The 23,184-nt window shown below is 68.9% G+C and carries 23 protein-coding genes and 4 tRNA genes; 19 read left to right on the top strand and 8 right to left on the bottom strand.

What is annotated here, in order from left to right; translation table 11 throughout:
- Nucleotides 1–12: 12 nt before the first annotated feature.
- A complete protein-coding gene (locus tag HMPREF1529_RS13565; protein ID WP_016465229.1) occupies nucleotides 13–480 on the bottom strand; it encodes a hypothetical protein in 468 nt (155 codons plus the stop codon).
- 84 nt (nucleotides 481–564) lie between these two features.
- Nucleotides 565–640 (bottom strand) — tRNA-Val (locus tag HMPREF1529_RS13570).
- 160 nt (nucleotides 641–800) lie between these two features.
- On the opposite strand from HMPREF1529_RS13570, the gene HMPREF1529_RS13575 reads away from it, so the two are divergent.
- From HMPREF1529_RS13575 to HMPREF1529_RS13590, 4 genes are all read left to right on the top strand, one after another.
- Nucleotides 801–873: transfer RNA gene (locus tag HMPREF1529_RS13575), tRNA-Gly, on the top strand.
- 67 nt (nucleotides 874–940) lie between these two features.
- Nucleotides 941–1,011, top strand: a tRNA-Cys gene (locus HMPREF1529_RS13580).
- A gap of 28 nt (nucleotides 1,012–1,039) precedes the next feature.
- A tRNA-Val gene (locus tag HMPREF1529_RS13585) sits at nucleotides 1,040–1,111 on the top strand.
- A gap of 417 nt (nucleotides 1,112–1,528) precedes the next feature.
- Nucleotides 1,529–2,038, top strand: coding sequence for a glycine cleavage system protein R (locus HMPREF1529_RS13590; RefSeq protein WP_016465230.1), 510 nt, complete (start codon nucleotides 1,529–1,531; stop codon nucleotides 2,036–2,038).
- 28 nt (nucleotides 2,039–2,066) lie between these two features.
- Here HMPREF1529_RS13590 and HMPREF1529_RS13595 read toward each other — a convergent pair whose 3' ends face one another.
- Nucleotides 2,067–3,227, bottom strand: a complete 1,161-nt coding sequence (locus HMPREF1529_RS13595) for an SLC13 family permease (RefSeq protein ID WP_016465231.1) — start codon at nucleotides 3,225–3,227, stop codon at nucleotides 2,067–2,069.
- Between the two features lie 182 nt (nucleotides 3,228–3,409).
- Between HMPREF1529_RS13595 and thrS the strand changes: the two genes are divergently transcribed.
- Genes thrS through HMPREF1529_RS13610 form a run of 3 tightly spaced genes read left to right on the top strand, consistent with a single transcriptional unit; the run spans nucleotide 3,410 to nucleotide 6,469 of the window.
- Nucleotides 3,410–5,428, top strand: a complete 2,019-nt coding sequence (thrS, locus tag HMPREF1529_RS13600; protein WP_016465232.1) for a threonine--tRNA ligase — start codon at nucleotides 3,410–3,412, stop codon at nucleotides 5,426–5,428.
- Nucleotides 5,429–5,441: 13 nt separating this feature from the next.
- The gene (locus tag HMPREF1529_RS13605; RefSeq protein ID WP_016465233.1) at nucleotides 5,442–6,011 is read left to right on the top strand and encodes an HIT family protein; all 570 of its coding nucleotides are present in this window, start codon (nucleotides 5,442–5,444) and stop codon (nucleotides 6,009–6,011) included.
- On the top strand, nucleotides 6,008–6,469 hold the full coding sequence (locus tag HMPREF1529_RS13610) for an SMI1/KNR4 family protein (RefSeq protein ID WP_016465234.1): 462 nt from the start codon (nucleotides 6,008–6,010) through the stop codon (nucleotides 6,467–6,469). Before HMPREF1529_RS13605 ends, HMPREF1529_RS13610 begins: the two co-directional genes overlap by 4 nt.
- A 105-nt stretch (nucleotides 6,470–6,574) precedes the next feature.
- Here HMPREF1529_RS13610 and pdxY read toward each other — a convergent pair whose 3' ends face one another.
- Both pdxY and HMPREF1529_RS13620 read right to left on the bottom strand, forming a co-directional pair.
- Nucleotides 6,575–7,426: a pyridoxal kinase PdxY gene (gene pdxY / locus HMPREF1529_RS13615; RefSeq protein WP_016465235.1), complete on the bottom strand. Its 852-nt coding sequence runs from the start codon at nucleotides 7,424–7,426 to the stop codon at nucleotides 6,575–6,577.
- Between the two features lie 7 nt (nucleotides 7,427–7,433).
- Nucleotides 7,434–8,792 carry an aminotransferase class I/II-fold pyridoxal phosphate-dependent enzyme gene (locus HMPREF1529_RS13620; protein WP_016465236.1) on the bottom strand — a complete coding sequence of 453 codons (1,359 nt, stop codon included), beginning with the start codon at nucleotides 8,790–8,792 and terminating at the stop codon, nucleotides 7,434–7,436.
- Between the two features lie 106 nt (nucleotides 8,793–8,898).
- On the opposite strand from HMPREF1529_RS13620, the gene pdxS reads away from it, so the two are divergent.
- The 12 genes from pdxS (at nucleotide 8,899) to HMPREF1529_RS13680 (ending at nucleotide 20,611) form a co-directional block, all read left to right on the top strand.
- Nucleotides 8,899–9,789, top strand: coding sequence for a pyridoxal 5'-phosphate synthase lyase subunit PdxS (gene pdxS, locus HMPREF1529_RS13625; protein ID WP_005049522.1), 891 nt, complete (start codon nucleotides 8,899–8,901; stop codon nucleotides 9,787–9,789).
- Nucleotides 9,783–10,385 (top strand): pyridoxal 5'-phosphate synthase glutaminase subunit PdxT, encoded by a 603-nt coding sequence (pdxT, locus tag HMPREF1529_RS13630; protein WP_016465237.1) that lies wholly within the window; start codon nucleotides 9,783–9,785, stop codon nucleotides 10,383–10,385. Before pdxS ends, pdxT begins: the two co-directional genes overlap by 7 nt.
- Before the next feature lie 43 nt (nucleotides 10,386–10,428).
- Entirely contained in the window at nucleotides 10,429–11,235 is an 807-nt protein-coding gene (locus HMPREF1529_RS13635) for a hypothetical protein (RefSeq protein WP_016465238.1), read from the top strand.
- 46 nt (nucleotides 11,236–11,281) lie between these two features.
- On the top strand, nucleotides 11,282–11,815 hold the full coding sequence (locus tag HMPREF1529_RS13640) for a DUF1697 domain-containing protein (protein WP_016465239.1): 534 nt from the start codon (nucleotides 11,282–11,284) through the stop codon (nucleotides 11,813–11,815).
- 34 nt (nucleotides 11,816–11,849) lie between these two features.
- Nucleotides 11,850–12,608, top strand: a complete 759-nt coding sequence (locus tag HMPREF1529_RS13645) for a YebC/PmpR family DNA-binding transcriptional regulator (protein ID WP_016465240.1) — start codon at nucleotides 11,850–11,852, stop codon at nucleotides 12,606–12,608.
- A gap of 118 nt (nucleotides 12,609–12,726) precedes the next feature.
- Complete coding sequence (gene ruvC, locus HMPREF1529_RS13650; protein WP_005049527.1) at nucleotides 12,727–13,296, top strand: crossover junction endodeoxyribonuclease RuvC; 570 nt, start codon at nucleotides 12,727–12,729, stop codon at nucleotides 13,294–13,296.
- A 64-nt stretch (nucleotides 13,297–13,360) separates the two neighbouring features.
- Nucleotides 13,361–13,984 carry a Holliday junction branch migration protein RuvA gene (gene ruvA, locus HMPREF1529_RS13655; RefSeq protein ID WP_016465241.1) on the top strand — a complete coding sequence of 208 codons (624 nt, stop codon included), beginning with the start codon at nucleotides 13,361–13,363 and terminating at the stop codon, nucleotides 13,982–13,984.
- Nucleotides 13,977–15,008: a Holliday junction branch migration DNA helicase RuvB gene (gene ruvB, locus HMPREF1529_RS13660; protein ID WP_005049529.1), complete on the top strand. Its 1,032-nt coding sequence runs from the start codon at nucleotides 13,977–13,979 to the stop codon at nucleotides 15,006–15,008. Before ruvA ends, ruvB begins: the two co-directional genes overlap by 8 nt.
- A 65-nt stretch (nucleotides 15,009–15,073) precedes the next feature.
- Entirely contained in the window at nucleotides 15,074–15,511 is a 438-nt protein-coding gene (locus tag HMPREF1529_RS13665; RefSeq protein WP_005049530.1) for a preprotein translocase subunit YajC, read from the top strand.
- A gap of 35 nt (nucleotides 15,512–15,546) precedes the next feature.
- Nucleotides 15,547–17,286 (top strand): protein translocase subunit SecD, encoded by a 1,740-nt coding sequence (secD, locus tag HMPREF1529_RS13670; protein WP_016465243.1) that lies wholly within the window; start codon nucleotides 15,547–15,549, stop codon nucleotides 17,284–17,286.
- Nucleotides 17,286–18,275, top strand: a complete 990-nt coding sequence (gene secF, locus HMPREF1529_RS13675; protein ID WP_016465244.1) for a protein translocase subunit SecF — start codon at nucleotides 17,286–17,288, stop codon at nucleotides 18,273–18,275. Before secD ends, secF begins: the two co-directional genes overlap by 1 nt.
- A 59-nt stretch (nucleotides 18,276–18,334) precedes the next feature.
- A complete protein-coding gene (locus tag HMPREF1529_RS13680) occupies nucleotides 18,335–20,611 on the top strand; it encodes a RelA/SpoT family protein (RefSeq protein ID WP_005049533.1) in 2,277 nt (758 codons plus the stop codon).
- On the opposite strand, the gene HMPREF1529_RS13685 is transcribed toward HMPREF1529_RS13680, so the two are convergent.
- From HMPREF1529_RS13685 to HMPREF1529_RS13695, 3 genes are all read right to left on the bottom strand, one after another.
- Entirely contained in the window at nucleotides 20,590–21,147 is a 558-nt protein-coding gene (locus HMPREF1529_RS13685; RefSeq protein WP_005049535.1) for a hypothetical protein, read from the bottom strand. The two genes, HMPREF1529_RS13680 and HMPREF1529_RS13685, sit on opposite strands and share 22 nt — an antisense overlap.
- A 93-nt stretch (nucleotides 21,148–21,240) precedes the next feature.
- Nucleotides 21,241–22,695, bottom strand: a complete 1,455-nt coding sequence (locus HMPREF1529_RS13690; protein WP_005049536.1) for a DUF349 domain-containing protein — start codon at nucleotides 22,693–22,695, stop codon at nucleotides 21,241–21,243.
- A 116-nt stretch (nucleotides 22,696–22,811) separates the two neighbouring features.
- On the bottom strand, nucleotides 22,812–23,114 hold the full coding sequence (locus HMPREF1529_RS13695; protein WP_016465245.1) for a hypothetical protein: 303 nt from the start codon (nucleotides 23,112–23,114) through the stop codon (nucleotides 22,812–22,814).
- Nucleotides 23,115–23,184: the final 70 nt, after the last annotated feature.

Below are 23,184 nucleotides of genomic sequence, written 5' to 3' on the forward strand. Positions count from 1 at the left end.
CACGCCAGTGTGTCAGGCGGACGTATCGGCCGTGTTTCCCGTGCCGGTGCGGGATCGTCTCGGCATCCGGGCGAGGAGCGGCCGCGGCCAGGCCCCGAGGGCGAGAACGGCGAGCACAGTCTGCAGGAGCCCGGTCGTGAAGTAGATGCCGTGCATCGGCGACCAGACCAGCAGCAGGGCGATCTCGACGAAGATCCAGATCATCATCACGAGCCCGGATGCCGCGTGCAGCCCCCATGCGACGACGCACCGCCTTCGTTGCGCGATGATCGCCAGCAGCTGAGAGCCGCCGACGATGACACCGAGGATGAGTCCCGGCCACACCCACGAGGAGAAGGGCGTGCGCTCGAGCCACTCGTGCGGCATTCCGACACGGTCGCCGCCCACGAGCACGAGGAGCACGCACCCGGCGACGGCCGATGCCAGATTGAAGAGGGCGACGACCGCCAGCGTCACGCGGATGCCGGGGGATACGCTCACGATCGTGACGCTACGCGTCAGCGCCGCCGGGCGTCCGGCGGTTCGCCGTGAATAGAGAAACCCCCGGCGGGGCCGGGGGTTTCGTGGTGGGCGATACCAGACTCGAACTGATGACCTCTTCCGTGTGAAGGAAGCGCGCTACCAACTGCGCCAATCGCCCAAGACCCGTGCGGGCCGAGACTCGATGCTACCGGATGCCGGGCGCTGACACGAATCCTGCGGCCGCCCAGACCGCGAGACACGCGCGGGCGGCGCTCGGTTTTGCGATGGCGAAATAGTCGGCTAAAGTCGATCAAGTTCCCGGGGCAACCAGGAAGCATGCGGATGTAGCGCAGTTGGTAGCGCATCACCTTGCCAAGGTGAGGGTCGCGAGTTCGAGTCTCGTCATCCGCTCGAGTGCAGGGATCGTTTTTCGAAACGATCACGGCACGTGGGGTCAAACCACACGGTTAATCCACACGGTGGCGTGGCCGAGCGGCTAGGCACCGGCCTGCAAAGCCGTTTACACGGGTTCGAATCCCGTCGCCACCTCGCCTCATAACTGAACAAGCCTGTATAGGCGCGATTGGCGCAGCGGTAGCGCGCTTCCCTGACACGGAAGAGGTCACTGGTTCGATCCCAGTATCGCGCACCGAAGAAACCCCGGTCAGCCGGGGTTTTTTTGTGCCCGGAAGGTGCGGCGCAACGTGTGCAGACCGCGCCGGGACCATGGGCAGAGCCGGAAACGCAGAGAGGCGGGACGCGGCACTGCGACCCGCCTCTCCATAGCTCGCATCAGCTATCGAAAGTGGAACTCGATGACCCCCAGGCCATCACGATCACCATAGGGTGTTGCGATCCCGCGAGGCAACGAAAAGGCGGGACGTTTGCATCTGACGTCCCGCCTTGCGCAGTTCATCTCGGGGGATTGCTCTGCGATCGTGATGGTCCCCAGACCGTTCACCCTCTCACCGTAGCCACACCCGATCCGAGAGGACGTCATGGCGTCCGGCGTGGCGTCGCGCGGCGACCCTCGCACCCGCCGCAGCCTGAGCGTTAGGCTCGCCGCATGGCCCACCTCGTGCTCACCGTCGTCGGCGACGATCGTGCCGGACTCGTCAGCGCTCTCGCCCGCACCATCGCCGATCACGGCGGCAACTGGGAGCAGAGCGAACTCGCCGAGCTGGCCGGCGCGTTCGCGGGCATCGTGCTCGTCGCGGTGCCCGACGACCAGCAGCGGGCCCTCACGAGCGCCCTCAGCGGCCTCGACGGATTGCTGCGTGTGACGACGCACGACGCGCCGGCGGCGGCATCCGCCGACGCGCCTCACACCGTCTCGTTCACCGTCCTGGGCAACGACCGCCCCGGCATCGTCCGCGACGTCACCGCCGCCATCGCCGCGCACGCGCTCAGCATCGACACGTTCCGCAGCCGCACCCTCGACGCACCCATGTCCGGGGGCACACTGTTCGAGGCGACCGTCACCGTCAGCCTGCCGGCCGCAGCGGATGCCGAGACGCTCACCTCGGCACTCGAAGCCCTCGCGGGGGAGATCCAGGTCGATCTCACCGTCGCCTGAGCCGAGAGGGCATCTCCGTGAGCGGTCGTCAGTGCAACGCGAGCGGGATGACGGCGAGCGCGACGGTGACCGGCGCGACGACGAGGCCCCACAGGATGTAGCGCTTCCACGGGACGTCCACGCCGACGGCATGCAGACGCTCGTGCCACAGGAGTGTGGCCAGCGAGGCCCACGGGGTGATCAAAGGTCCCGCGTTGACGCCGATGAGCAGCGCGGCGAGGCGCACGGGGGAGCCGGCCGCCGACTCCAGGGCGAGATAGGCCGGCAGGTTGTTGACGACATTCGCTCCCAGCATGCCGACGCCCGCGACTTGCCAGAGGGAAAGGAGATCTTCACCCGAGCCGGTCGCGGCGGCCAGGAGCAGTCCCGAGCCGAGGGCCTCCGCCGCACCGACGGCGAGGAACAGCCCCGAGGCGAAAACGACCAGCTGCCACGGCACGAGCTCCCAGCGCAGGGCGGTCGGCGAGCGCCACGCGAAGACGATCGTGAGCACGACGGCGGCGCCCAATGCCGGCATCCACGGTGCGATGCCGATGACCAGCAGCGGCATCATGACGACGAGGACGACGGCCGAGATCCGCAGCAGCACGGGGTCGGACACCCGGAGCGGACGGGCGGGTGTGAAACGACCCCGCAGATCGCGCCGGTTCGTGAGCCACAGCAGGATCACCGTGACGACCGTCGCGATGATCGCCGACGGTCCCAGAAGGCCCAGGAAGCCGAGCGCGTCGAGATCGCCGAGCCGATGCGCGGCGAGCAGGTTGGTGAGGTTGGAGACCGGCAGGAACAGCGACGCGGTGTTGGCCAGCCACACGGTCGCGAACGCGAAGGGCATCGGCGAGAGCCCATTGGCGCGGGCGACCGCGACGACCACCGGCGTCAAGAGCACGGCCGTGGTGTCCAAGGACAGGAACGCCGTCACGACGGCGGCGAACGCCACCACCATGAGCCACAGCAGGATCACCCGACCTCGCGACAGTCGCGCCAGGCGCGCTGCGGCGGCGTCGAACACGCCGGCCCGGGCGGCGAGTTCGGCGACGATCGTCACGGCGACGACGAACAGGAGGATCGGCCACACGCGGTCGCCGATCTCCAGCGCCGCATCCAGCGGAAGAACTCCGAACACGACGGCTGCGCCGCCCAGGAGCAGGAGCACCGCTCCAATCACGGCAAGCATCACGGCATCCATCATGGACCCTCATCGACCCGTCCCGTGCGGCGATAGACTGCACATATGGAACTGAGCCGGATCACCGCCTTCGCGACCGGCGCGCACACGCCCGGCGTACGAACGATCTGGGCCTGAGCGGGCAGGGCGCACGGCGCCCGAAGCTGAGCACCCCATCCGATCCCTCTTCTGGAGACCTTCCCTTGACCGATGTCTCACCCGCGGCGGACGTGACCTATCCCGCCGACGGCTTCGCCCTGTTCCCCGACCGCTCCGTCGTCGCTCTGCGCGTCAACGGCGACCTGAAAGACCTCTCGACGGTCGTCACGGCCGATGACGCGGTCGAGCCCGTACTGGTCGACAGCGCCGACGGTCTGTCGATCCTGCGCCACTCCACCGCGCACGTGATGGCCCAGGCCGTGCAGCGCATCAAGCCGCAGTCGAACCTGGGCATCGGCCCGCCGATCACCGACGGCTTCTACTTCGACTTCGGTAACGTCGACCCGTTCACTCCCGAGGACCTCAAGGCCATCAAGAAGGAGATGGAGCGCATCGTCCGCGAGAACCAGCGCTTCGTCCGCCGCGTGGTCGACGAGACCGAGGCGCGAGAGCTCATGGCAGACGAGCCGTTCAAGCTCGAGCTCATCTCGCTCGCTGGTGGCCCGGGCTCCGGGGCGAACGCCGCCGAGGGTGCCTCCGCAGAGATCGGCGCCGGGGAGCTCACGGTCTACGAGAACGTGAACCGTGACGGCGAGGTCGTCTGGCGCGACCTGTGCCGCGGGCCCCACGTTCCCGGCACCCGCTATGTCGCCAACGGCTGGGATCTCACTCGCGTCGCCGGCGCCTACTGGCGCGGCAGCGAGAAGAACCCGCAGCTGCAGCGCATCTACGGCACCGCGTGGCCCACGAAGGACGAGCTGCGCGCGTACCAGCAGCGTCTGGAAGAGGCGGCCAAGCGCGACCACCGCAAGCTCGGCAAGGAGCTCGACCTCTTCTCGTTCCCCGACGAGATCGGCCCCGGACTCAGCGTGTTCCACCCCAAGGGCGGCATCATCCGCTACGAGATCGAGCGCTACATGCGCGAGCGCCTGCTCGCCAGCGGCTACGAGGTCGTGAACACGCCGCACATCACGAAGGGCGACCTGTTCATGACGAGCGGCCACCTGCAGTGGTATGCCGACGGCATGTACCCGCCGATGGTGCTCGACGAGGTCGTGGATGCCGACGGTCACGTCAGCCGCGAGGGCCAGGAGTACTACCTGAAGCCCATGAACTGCCCGTTCCACAACCTGATCTTCCGCTCGCGCGGCCGCTCCTACCGCGAGCTGCCGCTGCGCCTCAGCGAGTTCGGGTCGGTGTACCGCTACGAGAAGAGCGGCACCCTCTCGGGCCTCACGCGCGTGCGCGGCATGACCCAGGACGACACCCACATCTACGTGACGGCCGACCAGGTCAAGGGCGAGCTCACCCACAGCCTCGACTTCGTGCTGCAGACCCTCCGCGACTACGGCCTGAACGACTTCTACCTGGAGCTGTCGACGAAGGAGAACGGCAACCCGAAGTTCATCGGCGCCGACGAGCTCTGGACGGAGGCGACCGAAACCCTGCGCGAGGTGGCCGAGGCATCCGGGCTCGAGCTCGTGCCCGACCCGGGCGGCGCCGCCTTCTACGGGCCAAAGATCTCGGTGCAGGCGCGCGACGCGATCGGCCGCACCTGGCAGATGTCGACCATCCAGCTCGACTTCAACCAGCCCGAGCGGTTCGAGCTCGAGTACACCGGCCCCGACGGCGAGAAGCACCGCCCCGTGATGATCCACCGTGCTCTGTTCGGCTCGGTGGAGCGCTTCTTCGCGATCCTGCTCGAGCACTACGCCGGCGCCTTCCCCGTGTGGCTGGCTCCCGTGCAGGTGGTCGGCATCCCCGTCGCGGACGACTTCGCCCCCTACCTCGATGAGATCGTCGCGCGCCTCCGGGCCGCGGGCGTGCGGGCCGAGGTCGACCACTCCGACGATCGGATGCCGAAGAAGATCCGCACGCACACCACCCAGAAGGTGCCGCTGCAGCTGATCGCGGGGGAGCAGGACCGCTCCGCCGGTACCGTCTCGTTCCGTTTCCGTGACGGGTCGCAGACCAACGGCATCCCGGTGGATGAGGCGATCGACAAGATCGTCGCCGCGATCGCCGGCAAGCTGCTCGTCAACACCGCCGAGGACCTGGCGTGAGAGGGCCCGGTCGGTGAGCGAGCCGGAGGCGAGTCGAAACGCCGACGCCGCCCTCGAGGACGCCGCGACGTTCGCGGCCGTCCCCGACGCCTTCCAGCGGCTCTGGACGCCGCACCGCATGGCCTACATCAACACGGGCGCCGATGCCCTCCGGGGCTCGGGCTGCCCGTTCTGCGCCGCGCCGCAGAAGTCGGATGCCGAGGGGCTCATCGTCCACCGCGGTGTCACGTCCTACGTGCTGCTGAACCTCTTCCCGTACAACTCGGGTCACATGCTGGTGTGCCCGTACCGCCACATCGCGACGTACGACCAGGCCACGCCGGAGGAGGTCGCCGAGATCGGCGCTCTCACACAGACCGGGATGCGGGTGCTCCGCGAGGTCTCGCGCTGCGACGGCTTCAACATCGGCATGAACCAGGGCGCGGTCGCCGGCGCGGGGGTCGACGAGCACCTGCACCAGCACATCGTTCCGCGGTGGAGCTCGGACGCGAACTTCTTCCCGATCATCGCGCGTACGAAGGCCCTGCCGCAGCTGCTCGGCGAGGTCCGCGAGGCCGTCGCGGCCGCCTGGCCGACGGCGTGAGCCCGGGCGGTCCGGACGACGGCGCGGCACCGTTCACGGTCGACGCGCGGCGCCTGCGCACGCTCCCGGCATCCACCGTGGAGCTGTGCGGAGACATCACCGCGTTCGACGCTCGCCGCGCCGAGGCAGAGACGCGCGAGCGTCAGGACCCGCTGTACTGGGTCGACCTCGAGGTGCCACGGGGATGGGTGCTCGTCGGCGACAACGGCCAGGGCGATGAGTGGTGGCTCGGTCCGCGTGGCGACGTCTGGTTCTTCGACCACGTCGACGGCGAACGGGCCGTGTCGCGCTTCGCGCCGATGCACCTCTCGATCACGCAGTGGCTGATGGTGGGGCACGTGCTGCACGCGCTCGAGCAGTTCGACGAGGCGAATGATGCCGCCGTGGAGCGCACCCTCGCCGCACTGGATGCGATCTCGCCCGAGCTCGGTGTGCGCTGGCCATACGAGCTGGTCTGACCAGGCAGGGCGTTTCGACTCGCTGCGCTCGCTCAACGACCGGGGAAGGGCGCGAAGTCCCGGTCGTTGAGCGAGGCGCGCAGCGCCGAGTCGAAACGCCGAACCTCAGCGCACCCGGGTGACGGGGAACTGCAGGCGCGGGTGGGCGTAGAACTCCTGCGCCTCGACCAGCTGCAGTTCGCGCTGCCCGGAGTCGAACGTCGTCTGCAGTAGGTCGTACACACTCGACACGGTCTTCGCCAGCGCATCTGCGGCGTCGCCGCTCGCACGATAGTGGGCCGTGAACAACGCCGCCGTGACGTCGCCCGACCCGTTCGCCTTCATGGGGATGCGCGGCGTCTGCACGATCCACGCGCCGTCATCGGTCACGGCAAGCATCTCGATCGTGCCTTCGGGGGCATCCGGACGCTCGACCGACGTGACGAGCACGGTGCGCGGGCCCATCGCGCGCGCGGCATCCGCCGACGCGAGCGTCGAGGCGAGGTCCGTCGGCTCGGTTTCCGTGAGGAAGCCGAGCTCGAACTGGTTGGGCGTGATGATGTCGGCCGCCGGCACGACGCGATCGCGGAGCAGCACGGGGATCGCCGGAGCGACGAAGCACCCACTCTTGGCGTTGCCCATCACGGGATCGCAGGAGTACACCGCCGCAGGATTGGCCGCTTTCACGCGCGCCACCGCATCGAGGATGACGTCCGCGATGCCCTCCCCGCCCTGATAGCCGCTGAGCACGACGTCGATCTCCCCGAACACGCCCCGCTCCTCAATGCCCGTGATGACGTCGCGGACGTCGTCGGGGGCGATGAGCGGACCGCGCCAGGCGCCGTAACCGGTGTGGTTGGAGAAGTTCACGGTGTACACCGGCAGCACCTCGACGCCGATGCGCTGCAGCGGGAACACGGCGGCCGAGTTGCCGACGTGGCCGTACGCGACGGCGGACTGGATGGAGAGGATCTTCATCGGGCGATCATCCTGCTTTCGAGGTCGCGGCTGCGGCGGGGATCGCCGCGGCCAGGTCGGTGGCCAGACGCGCGAGATCGGCGTCCGAGAGGTCGTGGACGGTGATGCGCAGATGGCGGGCGGCGCGCGCGCCTTCGAGCACGAACTCGTCGCCCGGACGCACGAGCCATCCGCGACGCATGAGCTGCTCGGATGCCGCGCGCGCCGGAACCGGCAGCGACACCCAGAGGCTCAGACCGTCGCCCGCGACCACCGGGACGCCCGCCGCGGTGAACGCCGCGGCGGCCGCGCGGTTGCGCGCGGCGTAGTGGGCGGATGCCGCTGCCACCGCCGCGACGGCGTCCGGATCGGTGAGCTGTTCGAGCGCCACGCGCTGGAGGAGGTGGCTGACCCACGTCGCGCCCGGATTGAGGCGCTCAGCGAGCCGCTCGGCCGTGTCGGGGTCGGAGGCGACCACGGCGAGACACATGTCGGGCCCCAGGAACTTCGAGACGGACCGGATGAGCGCCCAGCGCCGATGCGACGCGGAGATCACCGAGTGAAAGGGCTGCGCCGACAGCATCGAGAAATGGTCGTCTTCGATGACGAGGACATACGGGTGGTCGGCCAGCAGTGTGCGCAGCGCCGCAGCGCGCTCGGCACTGAGGCTCGCCCCCGTGGGGTTCTGAGCGCGAGGAGTGAGCAGCACGGCGCGCACCCCGGCATCCAACGCGGCCTGGAGCCCGGCGACGGTCATGCCCTCATCGTCGACGGGGACGGCGATGGGGCGGTAACCGCCGAGGCGAACCGTGTTCAGGCTCGCGAGGAAGCACGGGTCCTCGAGAGCCACGGCATCGTCGCGCGTCAGCGTCTGGGCGAGCAGACGTTCGATCGCGTCGGAGGCGCCGCCCGTGATCGTGAGACGCAGCGCGCGGTCGTCTCCGACGGCGGCCCGCATCCACTCTTCGGACCACGCTGCCAGGTCGCGGTCGATGACGGGTTCGCCGTACAGCACCGGCCGACCCGCGATGCGACTGAGGGCTGGATGCAGATCGGGGATGAGTGCCGGGTCGGGGTTGCCCGCCGCGAGGTCGCGCAGCACCGTGCCGCGTGCGAAGCCTTCTTGCGCCACGGGGGTGCGTTCAGCGACGCGCGTGCCGGCGCGGCCGCGGGCCTCGACGAGCCCGGCCTGCGTCAGCAGACGATACGCGGACACGACGGTGTTGCGATTGACCCCCAGCTCGTCGGCGAGGGTTCGCACCGGGGGCAGTGCCGAGCCGGGCGCCAGCTCGCCGCGCTCGATCCTCTGTCGCACGCTGTCGGCGATATCGGTCGCGGTGGCCCCGGCGATGCGCAGCACGGAGGAGGCATCGGGGACGGCGTTCACGGTGATCAGTGTATGTGACAGGACATGCTACGTTTTGGCCTAGGCCAATAGCTGCGGCATCCCGCTCCGCCGCACCGAGCGACGTCCACACCCGAAGGAGAAACCCGTGTCCACTCCCGTCACCGGCTCGTCCCGCGTCAAGCGCGGACTCGCCGAAATGCTCAAGGGCGGCGTCATCATGGACGTCGTCACCCCCGATCAGGCGAAGATCGCCGAGGACGCCGGCGCCGTCGCCGTCATGGCCCTCGAGCGCGTGCCCGCCGACATCCGCGCCCAGGGCGGCGTGTCACGGATGAGCGATCCCGACATGATCGACGGCATCATCGAGGCCGTATCGATCCCCGTCATGGCGAAGGCGCGCATCGGCCACTTCGTCGAGGCTCAGGTGCTCCAGGAGCTCGGCGTGGACTACATCGACGAGTCCGAGGTGCTCTCACCGGCCGACTACGTGAACCACATCGACAAGTGGAACTTCACCGTTCCGTTCGTCTGCGGCGCCACCAACCTCGGCGAGGCGCTGCGACGTATCACCGAGGGGGCGGCGATGATCCGCTCCAAGGGGGAGGCGGGCACCGGCGACGTGTCGGAGGCCATGAAGCACATCCGCAAGATCCGCGGCGAGATCGCCGCGCTCGGGGCGCTGTCCCGCGACGAGCTGTACGTCGCGGCCAAGGAGCTGCAGGCACCGTACGAGCTCGTCGCCGAGATCGCCGAGACCGGCACGCTCCCGGTCGTGCTGTTCGTCGCCGGCGGGGTCGCCACACCCGCCGATGCCGCGATGATGATGCAGCTCGGCGCCGACGGCGTCTTCGTCGGCTCAGGGATCTTCAAGAGCGGCGACCCGGCCGCCCGTGCCGCCGCGATCGTGAAGGCGACCACGTTCTTCGACGACCCGAAGGTCATCGCGGATGTCTCGCGCGGCCTCGGCGAGGCCATGGTCGGCATCAACGTCGCCGACCTGCCGGCCCCGCACCGGCTCGCCGAGCGCGGATGGTGACGACGGGGATGCCTCGGGTCGGCGTCCTCGCCCTCCAGGGGGATGTCCGCGAGCACGTCCGGGCCCTGGAGACGCTGGGCGCGGAGGTCGTCGCGGTGCGCCGCCCCGAGGAGCTCGCAACCGTCTCGGGGCTCGTGATCCCGGGCGGCGAGTCCAGCGTGATCGACAAGCTGGCGCGGACGTTCGGTATGCAGCAGCCGATCCGTGAGGCCCTCGCAGGCGGGATGCCGGCGTACGGCACGTGCGCCGGGCTCATCCTGCTGGCGGACCGCATCGCCGACGGCATCCGCGGACAGGAAACCTTCGGAGGGATCGACATCACCGTGCAGCGCAACGCCTTCGGCTCGCAGATCGACTCCTTCGAGACGGAGCTCACGGTCGCGGGTTTCGATGAGCCGGTGTCCGCCACCTTCATCCGCGCGCCGCGGGTGGTGGAGACCGGACCGGCCGTCGAAGTGCTGGCCTCCCTTCCGGACGGAGCGATCGTCGCCGTCCGGCAGGGAGCGCTGTTCGGCACCGCGTTCCACCCCGAGGTGTCGGGGGAGACGCGGTTCCACGAGCTGTTCCTCGATCTCGTCGCCGCACGCGCGAGCTGAGCGGATGCCGCGACCCGCATCTACGGATGCGTAGGATCGCGCCATGACACGACGCGCATCGCGGATGATCGGCAGCGCCGCGGCCGGTGCGATCTCGGTCATCCTCCTGACGGGGTGCGTGGCCCATGAGAACGCAGCGGACGCGGCCGCACGCGACGCGGTCGCGGGGCTCATCGGCGAGATCTCACATCGGCAGGCGTCCGACATCGACGGATGGGCGCGGCTGGCTGCGCAAGCCGCGGGTGACCGCAGCGAGATCACCCTCATCGGCATCGCCCCGCAGACCGCGCAGAAGCCGATCGACCCGCTGGGCACGCTGTCCTTCCGCGTCGAGATGACCGCGCGCAGCACCGGCATGTGGTCCGCCGAGACCGTGTCGAGCACGTCGTGCTACGCCGTCGACTTCACGAGATACGGCCCGGTCGCTCAGGATCGGCCGTGGAGCGATCCCCCCTCGGTTCGCACGATCGACTGCTCGGACGGGGCGCGATCGGTGACACCGCCGCCCGACACCTTTCCGGTCTTCGTGGTCCCCGAGGGGGCGGCCGACGCGATCCTCGCCGTGGTCGCCGACGCCTCTGCGACGGACCCGACGAGCGAGCTGGAGAGCTCCATCCTGGCCCGACTCAGCCCGCCCACCGGCCCCTACGAGCACCTCGCCCCCCTCGAGGTCGTCCGGACCGCCGACGGTGCGATCGGCGCCTCGATGGGCACCGAGAGCAGATGCGTGCTCGTGCGTCGCGTGGACGGTGTGACCGAGCGGGTGTACGCGCCGCGCGTGTACCTGCAGCCGGGTGAGCTCGGATGCCGCGGAACGACCGCGCTCAGCGATCTCCGCCCACCGCACTGACCGTCCACGATCACGCCCTGTCGGTGCGGCGAGCTAACGTGGCGGCATGACGACATGGGTGGCGTTGCTTCGCGGCGTGAACGTCAACGGCATCACGATCCGCAGCGCGGAGCTGGCAGACCTGATGTACGCGCTCGACGTCGGCGAGGTGACGACCATACTGGCCAGCGGCAACGTCCGCTTCACCGCCGACGTCGACGTATCGGGGCGAGCGCACCTCAAGAAGCGGATCGAAGACGCCCTGCGTCAGCGGTTCGACTACGACGCCTGGATCGTCCTCATCACGCGGGACGAGCTGGAAGCGACCGTGGCGAGGTTCCCCTTCGATGCCCACGACGACGCCCGTCAGCCCTACGTCGTCTTCTGCAGCGAGATGGCGGTGCGCGACGCGCTCGTGGATGCCGCGGCATCCCTCGATCCGCAGGAGGATCCGACACAGCCCGGGTTCGGTGTCGTCTACTGGAGCCCGCCGAAGGGGCGCACCCTCGAGACGCCCTTCGGAAAGATCCTCGGACGCGCCGAGTACAAGCCGACGACCACGACGCGAAACCTGCGCACGCTCGTCAAGATCCTGCGCTGAGAATCGGCGGTGTCGCCTGAGTAAACTGGAGATCATGTCCGGACACTCCAAATGGGCCACGACCAAGCACAAGAAGGCGGTCATCGACTCCCGCCGCGCGAAGTCGTGGGCGAAGCTCATCAAGAACATCGAAGTCGCCGCGAAGCTCGGCGGCCCGGACCTGCAGGGGAACCCGACGCTGTTCGACGCGGTCCTCAAGGCCAAGAAGACCTCGGTACCCAAGGACAACATCGACCGCGCCATCAAGCGCGGCGCCGGCATCGGCGGCGAGTCGGTCGAGTACTCGTCGATCATGTACGAGGGCTACGGACCGAACGGCGTGGCGCTCATGATCGAGTGTCTGACCGATAACAAGAACCGCGCCGCCGCGGAGGTGCGCACCGCCCTCAGCCGCAATGGCGGAACGCTCGCCGACCCCGGCTCGGTCGCCTACAACTTCTCCCGCAAGGGCGTCATCGTCGTGTCCGAAGAGAACACCAGCGAAGACGACGTCATGCTGGCCGCCCTCGAGGCCGGCGCCGAAGAGATCGAGCCGCACGCGCAGGGCTTCGAGGTCATCACCGAGGCGTCCGATCTCGTTGCGGTCCGCTCGGCACTGACCGACGCGGGCATCGAGTACGAATCCGCCGACGTCGAATTCGTGCCGAACCTCAAGGTGGAGATCGACGCCGAGACGGCACGCAAGATCTTCCGCCTGATCGACGCGCTCGAAGACAGCGACGACGTGCAGAACGTCTTCAGCAACTTCGACCTGAACGCCGAGGTGCAGGCCGAGCTCGAAGACGACGAGTAAGCCGCGTTTCGACTCGCTCCGCTCGCTCAACGACCGGGAGGGAGCACCGGTCGTTGAGCGAGCGGCGCAGCCGCGAGTCGAAACGCCCCCGTCCGCGTCGAGCGCTTAGCGTGGGGGAGTGGCATCCGCTGTACGCATCCTCGGCATCGACCCCGGCCTGACCCGGTGCGGCGTCGGCGTCGTCGACGTGCGCGCCGACCGGTCGGCGACACTCGTCCACGTCGGGGTGGTCCGCTCCGGCGCCGATCTTCCCATCGCGGAACGTCTGGCACTCATCGCCCGGGGCCTGCGCGAGGTGTTCGCGGCGCACCACCCCGACGTGGTCGCCGTGGAACGGGTCTTCGCGCAGCAGAACCGCAGCACGGTGATGGGCACCGCCCAGGCCAGCGGCATCGCACTGCTGCTCGCCGCGGAACACGGTCTTCCCGCCGCGACACACACCCCCTCCGAAGTGAAGGCGGCGATCACCGGCTACGGGTCCGCCGACAAGCTGCAGGTGCAGACGATGGTCGCGCGGGTACTGCGCCTGGACGCCTTGCCACAGCCCGCCGATGCCGCGGACGCCCTCGCCATCGCCCTCTGTCACGGGTGGCGGAGAGGTGCCCCCTCGGGCAGCGCCGCCGCCGGGGCGCTCACGCCTGCGCAACGGGCGTGGGCGGATGCCGAGAAGAGAGCGACGCGACGCTGACAGCTGCGTACCCCGCGCGCGTGTCGATCGAACAAAACTGCGAATCACTGTCTAGGGTGGTGCCATGATCTCCTCGCTGCGCGGCCGTGTGCTGCATCTGGACGCCGAATCGGCGATCGTCGAGGTCGGCGGCGTGGGCTTCAGCGTGGCAGTGCCCGCCTCCGTGGCCCGCTCGCTCCACGTGGGCGACGAGACGACACTGCACACCGCGCTCATCGTGCGGGAGGACGCACTGTCGCTGTTCGGCTTCGCCGAGCGCGACGAGCTCACCGTGTTCCATCACCTGCTCAGCGTGTCGGGGGTCGGCCCCAAGTCCGCCCTCGGCGTGCTGTCGTCGCTGAGCGTCGATCAGATCGCGCACGCCGTCGCCGACGAGGATGACGCCCCGTTCCGGCGCGTTTCCGGGATCGGGCCCAAGACGGCCAAGCTCATCGTGGTGCAGCTCGCCGGCAAACTTCACGTGAGCTCCGCAACAAGCCGGCCGACTGCCGGCTCCGCCGCCGGCGATATCGCGGGCCAGGTCGTCGCAGCACTCACAGCCCTCGGGTGGAACGAGCGCACGAGCGTCGAGACGGTGACGCTGGTGCTGGATGCCGCGACCGATGCCGACAGGCGGTCGGTGCCGGTGCTGCTCAAGCTCGCCCTCGCCCAGCTGGGTCCCGCCCGTCCGGAGCGCGCCGGTGTCTGATTCCCAGGATCCCGCCGTGGCGGAAGACGAGACCGAGCTCGCCGTCGAGGGCGCGCTGCGGCCGGCATCCCTCGCCGAGTTCGTCGGCCAGCAGAAGGTGCGCGGACAACTCCAGCTGCTGCTCGATGCGGCGCGCATCCAACAGCGACCGCCGGACCACATCCTGCTGTCCGGTCCGCCGGGGCTCGGAAAGACCACGCTCGCCATGATCGTGGCGCACGAGAGCCAGCGGCCTCTGCGTCTGTCCAGCGGGCCGGCCATCCAGCACGCCGGCGATCTCGCCGCACTACTGTCGAGCCTGGTGCCCGGCGAGGTGCTCTTCATCGACGAGATCCACCGGATGGCGCGCTCCGCCGAAGAGATGCTCTATCTGGCGATGGAGGACTTCCGCATCGACATCATGGTCGGCAAGGGAGCGGGGGCGACCAGCATCCCACTCGACCTGGCGCCGTTCACCCTCGTCGGTGCGACCACCCGGTCTGGCCTGCTACCCAACCCGCTCCGCGACCGGTTCGGGTTCACCGCGCACCTGGAGTATTACGAACCCGGCGAGCTCGAACAGGTCATCTCCCGTTCGGCAGCGGTCCTCGGCGTCGATCTGCCCCGCACCGCCCGCGCCGAGATCGCCCGACGTTCTCGCGGCACACCCCGCATCGCCAACCGTCTCCTGCGGCGGGTACGCGACTACGTCATCGTGCACGGAAAGAGCGCGTCGTCGGCGACCGATGCGCACGTCGCGGCCGCCTTGGAGCTCTATGACGTCGACGCGATCGGTCTCGATCGCCTCGACCGTGCGGTGCTGGATGCCGTCGTCCGTCGGTTCCGCGGGGGACCGGTCGGCCTCAGCACGCTCGCGGTGACCGTCGGCGAGGAGGCGGAGACGATCGAATCGGTCGTCGAGCCGTACCTGGTGCGGATCGGATTCCTCGGGCGCACGCCGCGGGGACGGGTTGCCACGCCGGAGGCCTACGCGCATCTGCGCGTGCCTCGTCCGGACGGGGCGCTCAGATTCGATGACCTATAATCACTGAAGGCTTCCTGCCGCCCTCTTCAGCGTCGATCCGGCGCGCTCCCGAAAGGTGTATCCGCATGGATTGGATTCTGCTCGTCGCGATGGTGGCGCTGCTCGGCTTCATGTTCTGGAGCTCTCGCAAGCGCGCCGCCAAGATGAAGGCGGAGCAGGAGGCCAAGGCACGGGCGATGCTCCCCGGCGTCAAGGTGCTGCTGCAGGGGGGCCTGTACGGCGTGCTCGTCTCGTACGACGGCGAGGACCTGTCCAAGGCGGCAACCGTCGAGCTCGCGCCCGGCGTCGCGGTCGAGGTCCACAGCCAGGCGATCCTGCGCGTCGTGGACGACGAGGACGTCACCGAGGACGAGTTCATCGAAGCCGAGGCCGACCAGGCCGAGTACGAGGGCGATGTCGCCAACGGCGTCATCTCGTCAGTGAGCGACGACCGTGCCGCAGAAGCCGCCGAGAAGGTCGCCGACAAGCCGGCCGATTCCGGCGACGCGAAGCCGCACGCCTGATCTCGCCGCACGTTCCCGAAGAAAGCTGACCCTCCGTGGCCACACCCACCCCGGTGCGCCGTGCCTGGCGCGCACTGACCGGACTTCTCGTCATCACGGCACTGCTGTTCGGAGTGAACGCCCTCGGCGTCTACGTCTTCGGCAAGAGCTCGTGGGCGCCTGAGCTCGCGCTCGATCTGCAGGGCGGCACGCAGATCATCCTCGAGGCGAAGACTCCCAACGGTGCCGCGCCGACGACCGACCAGATGAACCAGGCCGCAGCCATCATCCGCCAGCGCGTCGACGCGTCCGGCGTGGGCGAGGCCGATATCACCACCCAGGCCGGCAACCAGATCGTCGTGCAGATCCCGGGACAGGCCGACGAGGAGACGCGCAAGCGCATCGAGTCCTCCGCACAGATGCAGCTGCGGGCAGTGCTGGCCACGACCGCCGCGAGCACGTCGTTCGTCGGACAGGACGGCAACTCCACGCCGTATCCGACGCCCGACCCGTCGCTGCCCTCCACACCCACGGCATCGCCCACCAACGGCAGCGACCTCGCCTGGATCACCCCCGCACTCCAGGCGAAGTTCCTCGCCTACGACTGCGCGAACAAGGACAATGACCCGGCAAACAGCCCGGCAGACCAGCCGCTGATCGCGTGCGACCCGACCGGCACGGCGAAGTATCTTCTCGGTCCCGTCGAACTCGACGGCTCGTCCATCAGCGACGCCACGAGCGGTATGAACACCCAGAACGGACAGTGGGTCGTCAACATCGTCTTCGACGATCAGGGCACCAAGACCTTCGGTGAGGTCAGCCAGCGCCTGTACGCGTTCACCCAGGCGGGCAAGAGCCCGCAGAACCAGTTCGCCTTCGTTCTGGACGGAGCGGTCATCTCCGCACCGTCCATGAACGGCGTGATCCTCGACGGCAAGCCGCAGATCAGCGGCTCCTTCAACCAGGAGAGCGCCAAGACGCTCGCCGACCAGCTGAAGTACGGCGCGCTGCCGCTCAGCTTCGGCATCGTGAGCGACAATGCGATCTCGGCCACTCTGGGCTCGCAGCAGCTGCAGATCGGCCTCATCGCCGGCCTCATCGGTCTCGCGCTCGTTGCCCTGTACTCGCTCATCGTGTACCGCGCGCTCGGCTTCGTCATCATCGCCTCCCTCGGCGTGATGGGGGTGCTCACCTACATCACCCTCTGCGTCCTGGCCTGGCGCATGGGATTCCGCCTGTCGCTGGCCGGCGTCGCGGGTCTGATCGTCACGATCGGGTTCACCGCGGATTCGTTCATCGTGTACTTCGAACGCATCCGCGACGAGCTGCGTGACGGCAAGTCGATCACCGGCGCGGTCGAGGACGGCTGGGGTCGCGCGAAGCGCACCATCTACATCTCGAAGTCGATCAACATCCTCGCCGCCGTGGTGCTGTACATCCTCGCCGACGCCACCGTCAAGGGCTTCGCGTTCACGCTGGGCCTGACGACGTTGATCGACATCCTGATCTTCATCCTGTTCACCCACCCGGTCCTGCAGCTGCTGGCTCGAACGCGCTTCTTCGGCGGGGGCCACCCGCTGTCGGGGCTCGATCCCGATGCCCTCGGCGCCGTCTATCGCGGGCGCGCGCAGTTCCGGGCTCCGGTGCTGGACGGCGCGAAGGGCTCGGCTGCGCGACGCGCGGGCCGCTCGCGCGGTGAGGCGGAACGCCGTCAGACCATCGCCGAGCGCAAGCAGGCCGAGCTCGCGGCGAAGAACGCCGGCAAACCGACTTCGACGACGGAGGGAGACGACTGATGCGCTCCATGAACGAGTTCGGCAACGACCTCTACACCGGCAAGACCTCTTTCCCCTTCGTCGGACGTCGCCGCCTGTGGTTCATCATCGCCGCAGCCCTCGTCATCGCCGCAGCGCTCGTACCGCTGATTCGTCCCATCCAGTTCTCGATCGAGTTCACCGGCGGATCGCAGTTCACCGTCAACCAGGTCGCGAACCCCGATCAGACCGCCGCGACCGCAGCGGTGCAGTCTGTGGTTCCCGGAGCGACGACGAAGGTCACGACCATCGGATCGGACGCGCTGCGCATCCAGACCGACCAGATGACCAACACCGACACGCAGGCCGTCACCACGGCCCTGGCACAGAAGTTCGGGGTGCAGGAGTCCGACGTCAGCTCGTCCTTCATCGGCCCGAGCTGGGGTCAGGACGTCACGCGTCAGTCGCTGTGGGGTCTCGCGATCTTCCTCGCCCTCACCTTCGTGATCCTCGCGATCTACTTCCGCACCTGGAAGATGTCGGTCGCCGCGATTATCGGCCTGGTCGATGTGCTCGTCATCACCGTGGGTGTCTACGCCCTCTTCGGGTTCGAAATCTCGCCGGCGGCCGTCATCGGCTTCCTCACGATCCTGTCGTACTCGCTGTACGACACGACGGTCGTCTTCGACAAGATCCGTGAGAACACACGCGATGACGGTGAGAAGTCAGGACGCACCTTCGGCGAGTCCGTCAACCTCGCCGTCAACCAGACGCTGATCCGATCGATCAACACGACGGTGGTCGCCGCGCTGCCGACGGGTGCGATCCTGTTCATCGGAGCGCTGTGGCTCGGCGCGCAGACGCTGACCGACATCTCCTTGTCGATCTTCGTCGGAACGATCGTCGCCGCATACTCGACGCTGTTCGTCGCTGCCCCGCTGTATTCGCTGTTGCGCGAGAACGAGTCGGACCTCAGGTCGCGCGACGCGCGCGTTCTCGCTGCTCGCGAGCGCGCCCGCGTCGACGCGTGAGCAGGACACGGTCCGCCCGGGCGTAGGATAAACGGATCAGTCAAGGCGGAGGTGAGCGGATGGCCGAGACGGTTCCCACGTCTGCCAGTGCCGGAAACGTCGCGCCCCCGCCCAGCTCGCTGCGTCGCCTCGTCCCGAGGATCTTCTCGCGCGCGCCCTCGCGCAACGGCGTCGAGCAGCTGATCCGCACTGTCCGCACGCACCACCCCAAGGGCGACGTCGCGATCATCGAGCGCGCCTATCAGGTGGCCGCACGGGCACATGCCAGCCAAAAGCGGCAGAGCGGCGAGCCCTACATCACGCACCCGCTCGCCGTCGCGCAGATCCTTGCCGATCTCGGCCTCGGCCCGCGCGCGATCGCCGCCGCGCTCCTGCACGACACCGTCGAAGACACCGACTACCGTCTCGACGAGCTGACGGCGGATTTCGGCGACGAGGTCGCCATGCTCGTCGACGGCGTGACCAAGCTCGACAAGGTCAAGTACGGGGATGCCGCGCAGGCGGAGACCGTCCGCAAGATGATCGTTGCGATGTCCAAGGACATCCGGGTCCTGATCATCAAGCTGGCCGATCGCCTGCACAACGCGCGAACCTGGGGCTTCGTGCCTCCGGAGAAGGCCGCGAAGAAGGCGACCGAGACGCTCGAGATCTACGCGCCGCTGGCCCACCGGCTCGGCATCCAGGCCGTCAAGAACGAGCTGGAGGACCTCTCGTTCGCAGTGCTGCACCCGAAGCTGTACGCCGAGATCGACAGCCTCGTGAAGCAGCGCACGCCGCAGCGCGAAGAGTACGTCCACAACGTGATCGACGCCGTCGAGGCGGACCTCCGTGACCTCCGCATCCGCGGACGCGTCATGGGCCGCCCGAAGCAGCTCTACTCCGTCTACCAGAAGATGGTCGTGCGCGGCCGCGAGTTCGACGACATCTACGACCTCATCGGCATCCGGGTGCTGGTCGGGACCGTGCGCGACTGCTACGCCGTGCTGGGCTCGATCCATGCGCGCTGGACCCCGATTCCGGGTCGCTTCAAGGACTACATCGCCACGCCCAAGTTCAACCTCTACCAGTCGCTGCACACGACGGTGATCGGCCCCGGCGGTCGCACCGTCGAGATCCAGATCCGCACCAACGAGATGCACCAGCAGGCGGAGTACGGTGTCGCCGCGCACTGGAAGTACAAGGAGCGGATGGCGGGCGGAAAGTCCGATACGAAGGCCGTCGACACCGATATGGCCTGGATCGCGCACATCTCCGACTGGCAGGCCGAGACGGCCGATCCGGGGGAGTTCCTCGACTCGCTGCGCTTCGAGATCGGCGCGAAAGAGGTGTACGTCTTCACGCCGAAGGGCCGGGTCATCGGGCTTCCCGCCGGCGGCACTCCCGTGGACTTCGCGTATGCGGTGCACACCGAGGTCGGTCACCGCACCATGGGCGCGAAGGTCAACGGCCGACTCGTTCCGCTGGAGTCCGAACTGCACTCCGGCGACGTCGTCGAGGTCTTCACCTCCAAGAACCCGGATGCCGGCCCGAGCCAGGACTGGCTGAGCTTCGTCAAGAGCACGCGGGCGCGCAACAAGATCCGCGGATGGTTCACCAAGGAGCGCCGCGAAGAGGCGGTGGAGCAGGGCAAGGACGCCATCGCGCGGGCCATGCGCCGCCAGAACCTGCCGCTGCAGCGCCTGATGAACCAGGACTCGTTCACCGAGGTCGCCCACCAACTGCGCTACGAGGACGTCACTGCCCTGTACGCCGCCGTCGGCGAGGGCCACGTGTCGACGCAGTCGGTGATCGAGAAGGTCACGGCGCTCGTCAGTTCGGAGGAGGACACCTCCACCGGCCCGATCGAGATTCCGCACATCGGCCGCTCGAAAGCACCCCGCGGCGGCGACTCGGGTGTCCTGGTGCGCGGCGCGCCGGACATCCTCGTCAAGCTCGCCAAGTGCTGCACGCCGGTACCGGGCGACGACATCGTCGGCTTCGTCACGCGTGGCAGCGGAGTGTCCGTGCACCGGGCGGACTGCACGAACGTGCGATCCCTTCAGGACGATCCCGATCGCATGATCGACGTGGCATGGGCGCCGACGACCAAGAGTGTGTTCCTGGTCCACATCCAGGTCGAGGCGCTGGATCGCTCGGGACTGCTCAGCGACATCACCCGCGTGCTGAGCGAGCACCACGTGAACATCCTCTCGGCCTCGGTGCAGACGACCAATGACCGCCTCGCGCTCAGCCGCTACGTGTTCGAGATGGGCGACATCGTGCATCTGGACCGGGTGCTCAACGCCGTCCGCCGTATCGACGCGGTGTACGACGTCTACCGCGTGACGTCCTCCTGAGCGCAGGCCCGCAGCACCGCGACGGCCGCGCGCTTGTGGTGAAGGGGCGGACCGTCCGCCAAGACCTGAGCCGCCGCGGAGGCAAGGCCCGGCGACCAGCGCAGGAGGGCGGCGATCGCCGCCGCGGTGTCGGCGCCACCGCACTGATCCCTCACGAGGTCGCCGAGCGTTCGCGCCGGTGTGGTCACGGCCACACCCGAGATCATCGTGACGTCCTCACGACGGAGCGCCACATCCCGATACGCCAGCCGGGTGTCGACCACGGAGTGGATGCGCCTCACGGACAGACGCTGAACGTCATGACGCACGGGTGGCTCCGCCAGCGCTCCATGCACCCAGGCCGCTGACCTTCGCGTCAGCGCGAGCGCCGCGGACAGCGTCGGACGCATCGATCCGGCCCGCAACTCGCGGGTTTCGACGGCGTCCGTCGGCATGTACGCTTCACCGACCTCGACGAGGTCGCCGTCCAGTCGCGCCGCGCTGAGCTCAGCGGTCGACAGCCGCTCGCCGGCGAAGTACAGAAAAGGCCAACCCATGACGGCAGTCTCCCCGTCGCACGCTGCGCGCGGACGGGGAGACGACGATCTGTGGACAGACGAGGACGAAGGCTCCTCCGGGAGGAAGCGTGCTCAGCCGCCGAGCGCCTTCAACCAGCTCTTGCGTGCCTCGAGGGCCTCGGTGGCCTTCGCGATCGCCCCGGCGTTCTTCGACGCCTTGGCCTTCTCGAGATCGGCCTCGAGAGCGGCGATGGCGTCGCGCAACTGCTGCGTCATGTCGTTCTGACGCGCCTTGGTCTCCGGGTTGTTGCTCTTCCAGTCGGCATCCTCGCGAGCCTTGACGCCGTGCTCGATCTTGCGCAGCTCGTCGTCGAGACCCCGTTCGGCCTCGCGCGGGAAGATGCGGCCGATCTCGTCCCAGCGACGCTGGATACCGGTCAGCAGCGTCCGCGCCTTCACCAGGTCCTTCTCCTGCGGCACCGCGGCGGCCTCCGCGAGGAGCGCGCGCTTCGCCTCGATCTTCTCGCGCGACTCCTCGGCATCCGCCTGCTCACGCTCGCTGCGGGCCGCGTAGAGCGCGTCGCCAGCCGCCTTGAAGCGTGCCCACAACGCGTCGTCTGCCTTCTTGCCGGCGCGCCCCGCGCTCTTCCACTCGTCCAGCAACGTGCGGTAGGCGCCGATGCCGTCCTCGCCCTTACTGGCCAGCGCCTCGGCGCGCTCGACGAGGCGAGCCTTGGCGTCGCGAGCGGCGCGGTGCTGTTCGTCCATGCCCGAGTAGAACTCGCGACGGTGCTTGTCGAGCGTGGCGCGCGCATCGCGGAAGCGCTTCCACAGCTGCTGGCCCGTGCTCTTGGGCAGGCGCGGACCCGTCGCCTGGTGAGCCTGCCACTGCGCGAAGAGCTCGCCGATATCCGCGGTGGTCTGCTTCCACTGGATCGACTTGGGGTCGCGGGCCGCCAGGGCCTCGATCCGCTCGACGAGCGCCGTCCGCTCTGCGATGGCGGCATCGACCGCCTCGCGCTGCGCCTGCGCCTCTTCGGCCGACGCCTCGCTGAGTGCGGCATCCAGCGCGCCCAGTCGCGCCTCCAGGGCCGCGAGGTCACCCACGGCGGCCGCACCGACGACGCGCTCACGCACGGTCGCCAGCGTCGAACGGAGATCGGAGGCCGACGCCCCGCCGTTGCGGTGACGAACCTCGAGCAGAGTGACCTCACCGGCGAGATCGACGTACTTCCGCTCGAAATAGGCGAGGGCCTCCGCGGGCGTGCCGTCGGGGTACTGACCCACGACACGCCAGTCATCGCCCTCGCGCACCGAGACGGTGCCGTCGTCATCCACGCGACCGAACGAGTCGGGCGCGGCTGCCGGGAGGGGGGCGACGGCGGCGCGACGCGCGGGAGGGCGCGGGACCGGCATCGCCCGGGGAGTCGGAGCCGGCGCCGGTCGCGCCGAAGCGGGCGTAGCCTCCGCGGCTGCGGCCTCGTCGGAGACGGGCGCGGCCTCGTCGGCGGCAACGGTGGCGGTGTCCTCGACAGCGGCCTGTTCGGCAGGCTCGTGGTCGGGCTGGGAAGGGGAGACGTCAGTCACGGATAGCACCTCGTCGCGGCGCACGCCGCATGGGGGTTCGGTCGGCTTACAGCCTATACGGGCGTGCCCGCCGTCCGTGGAGCGCTCACCCGCGACGCGCGCTCCACCGCTGACTGTCAGGGCGCGGTGGTAGAAGACGGTGTCGGTGCCGGGATCTCGGAGGAGCCGGGCAACTCCAGCGGCGTCGGGGCGGGTGTGGCGGCGCCGCTCGGAGCGGGCGTCGGCGCGCCTGGTCCGGCGGTGTAGTACGCGACCTGACCGCCGACCACCGCGAGCAGCAGAAGGCCTCCCGCGACGCCGGCGATGACGTTGTCGCGGCGCCGGCGTGCGATGAGGCTCGCGTGGAACTCCTGGCGTGCCCGATAGAGGCGCGCGCGTTCCTTCTCGTCGCGCGATTGCTTCTTGCCCGCCGCAGCCACCCGGACCTCCTTCGTGTTGATGCGCCCCGGCCGCCGTGATCCGGGCCGGGCAGCACTCTGGGAAGACTAC

It is taken from the genome of Microbacterium sp. oral taxon 186 str. F0373 (assembly GCF_000411455.1).
Taxonomy (GTDB): Bacteria; Actinomycetota; Actinomycetes; order Actinomycetales; family Microbacteriaceae; genus Microbacterium.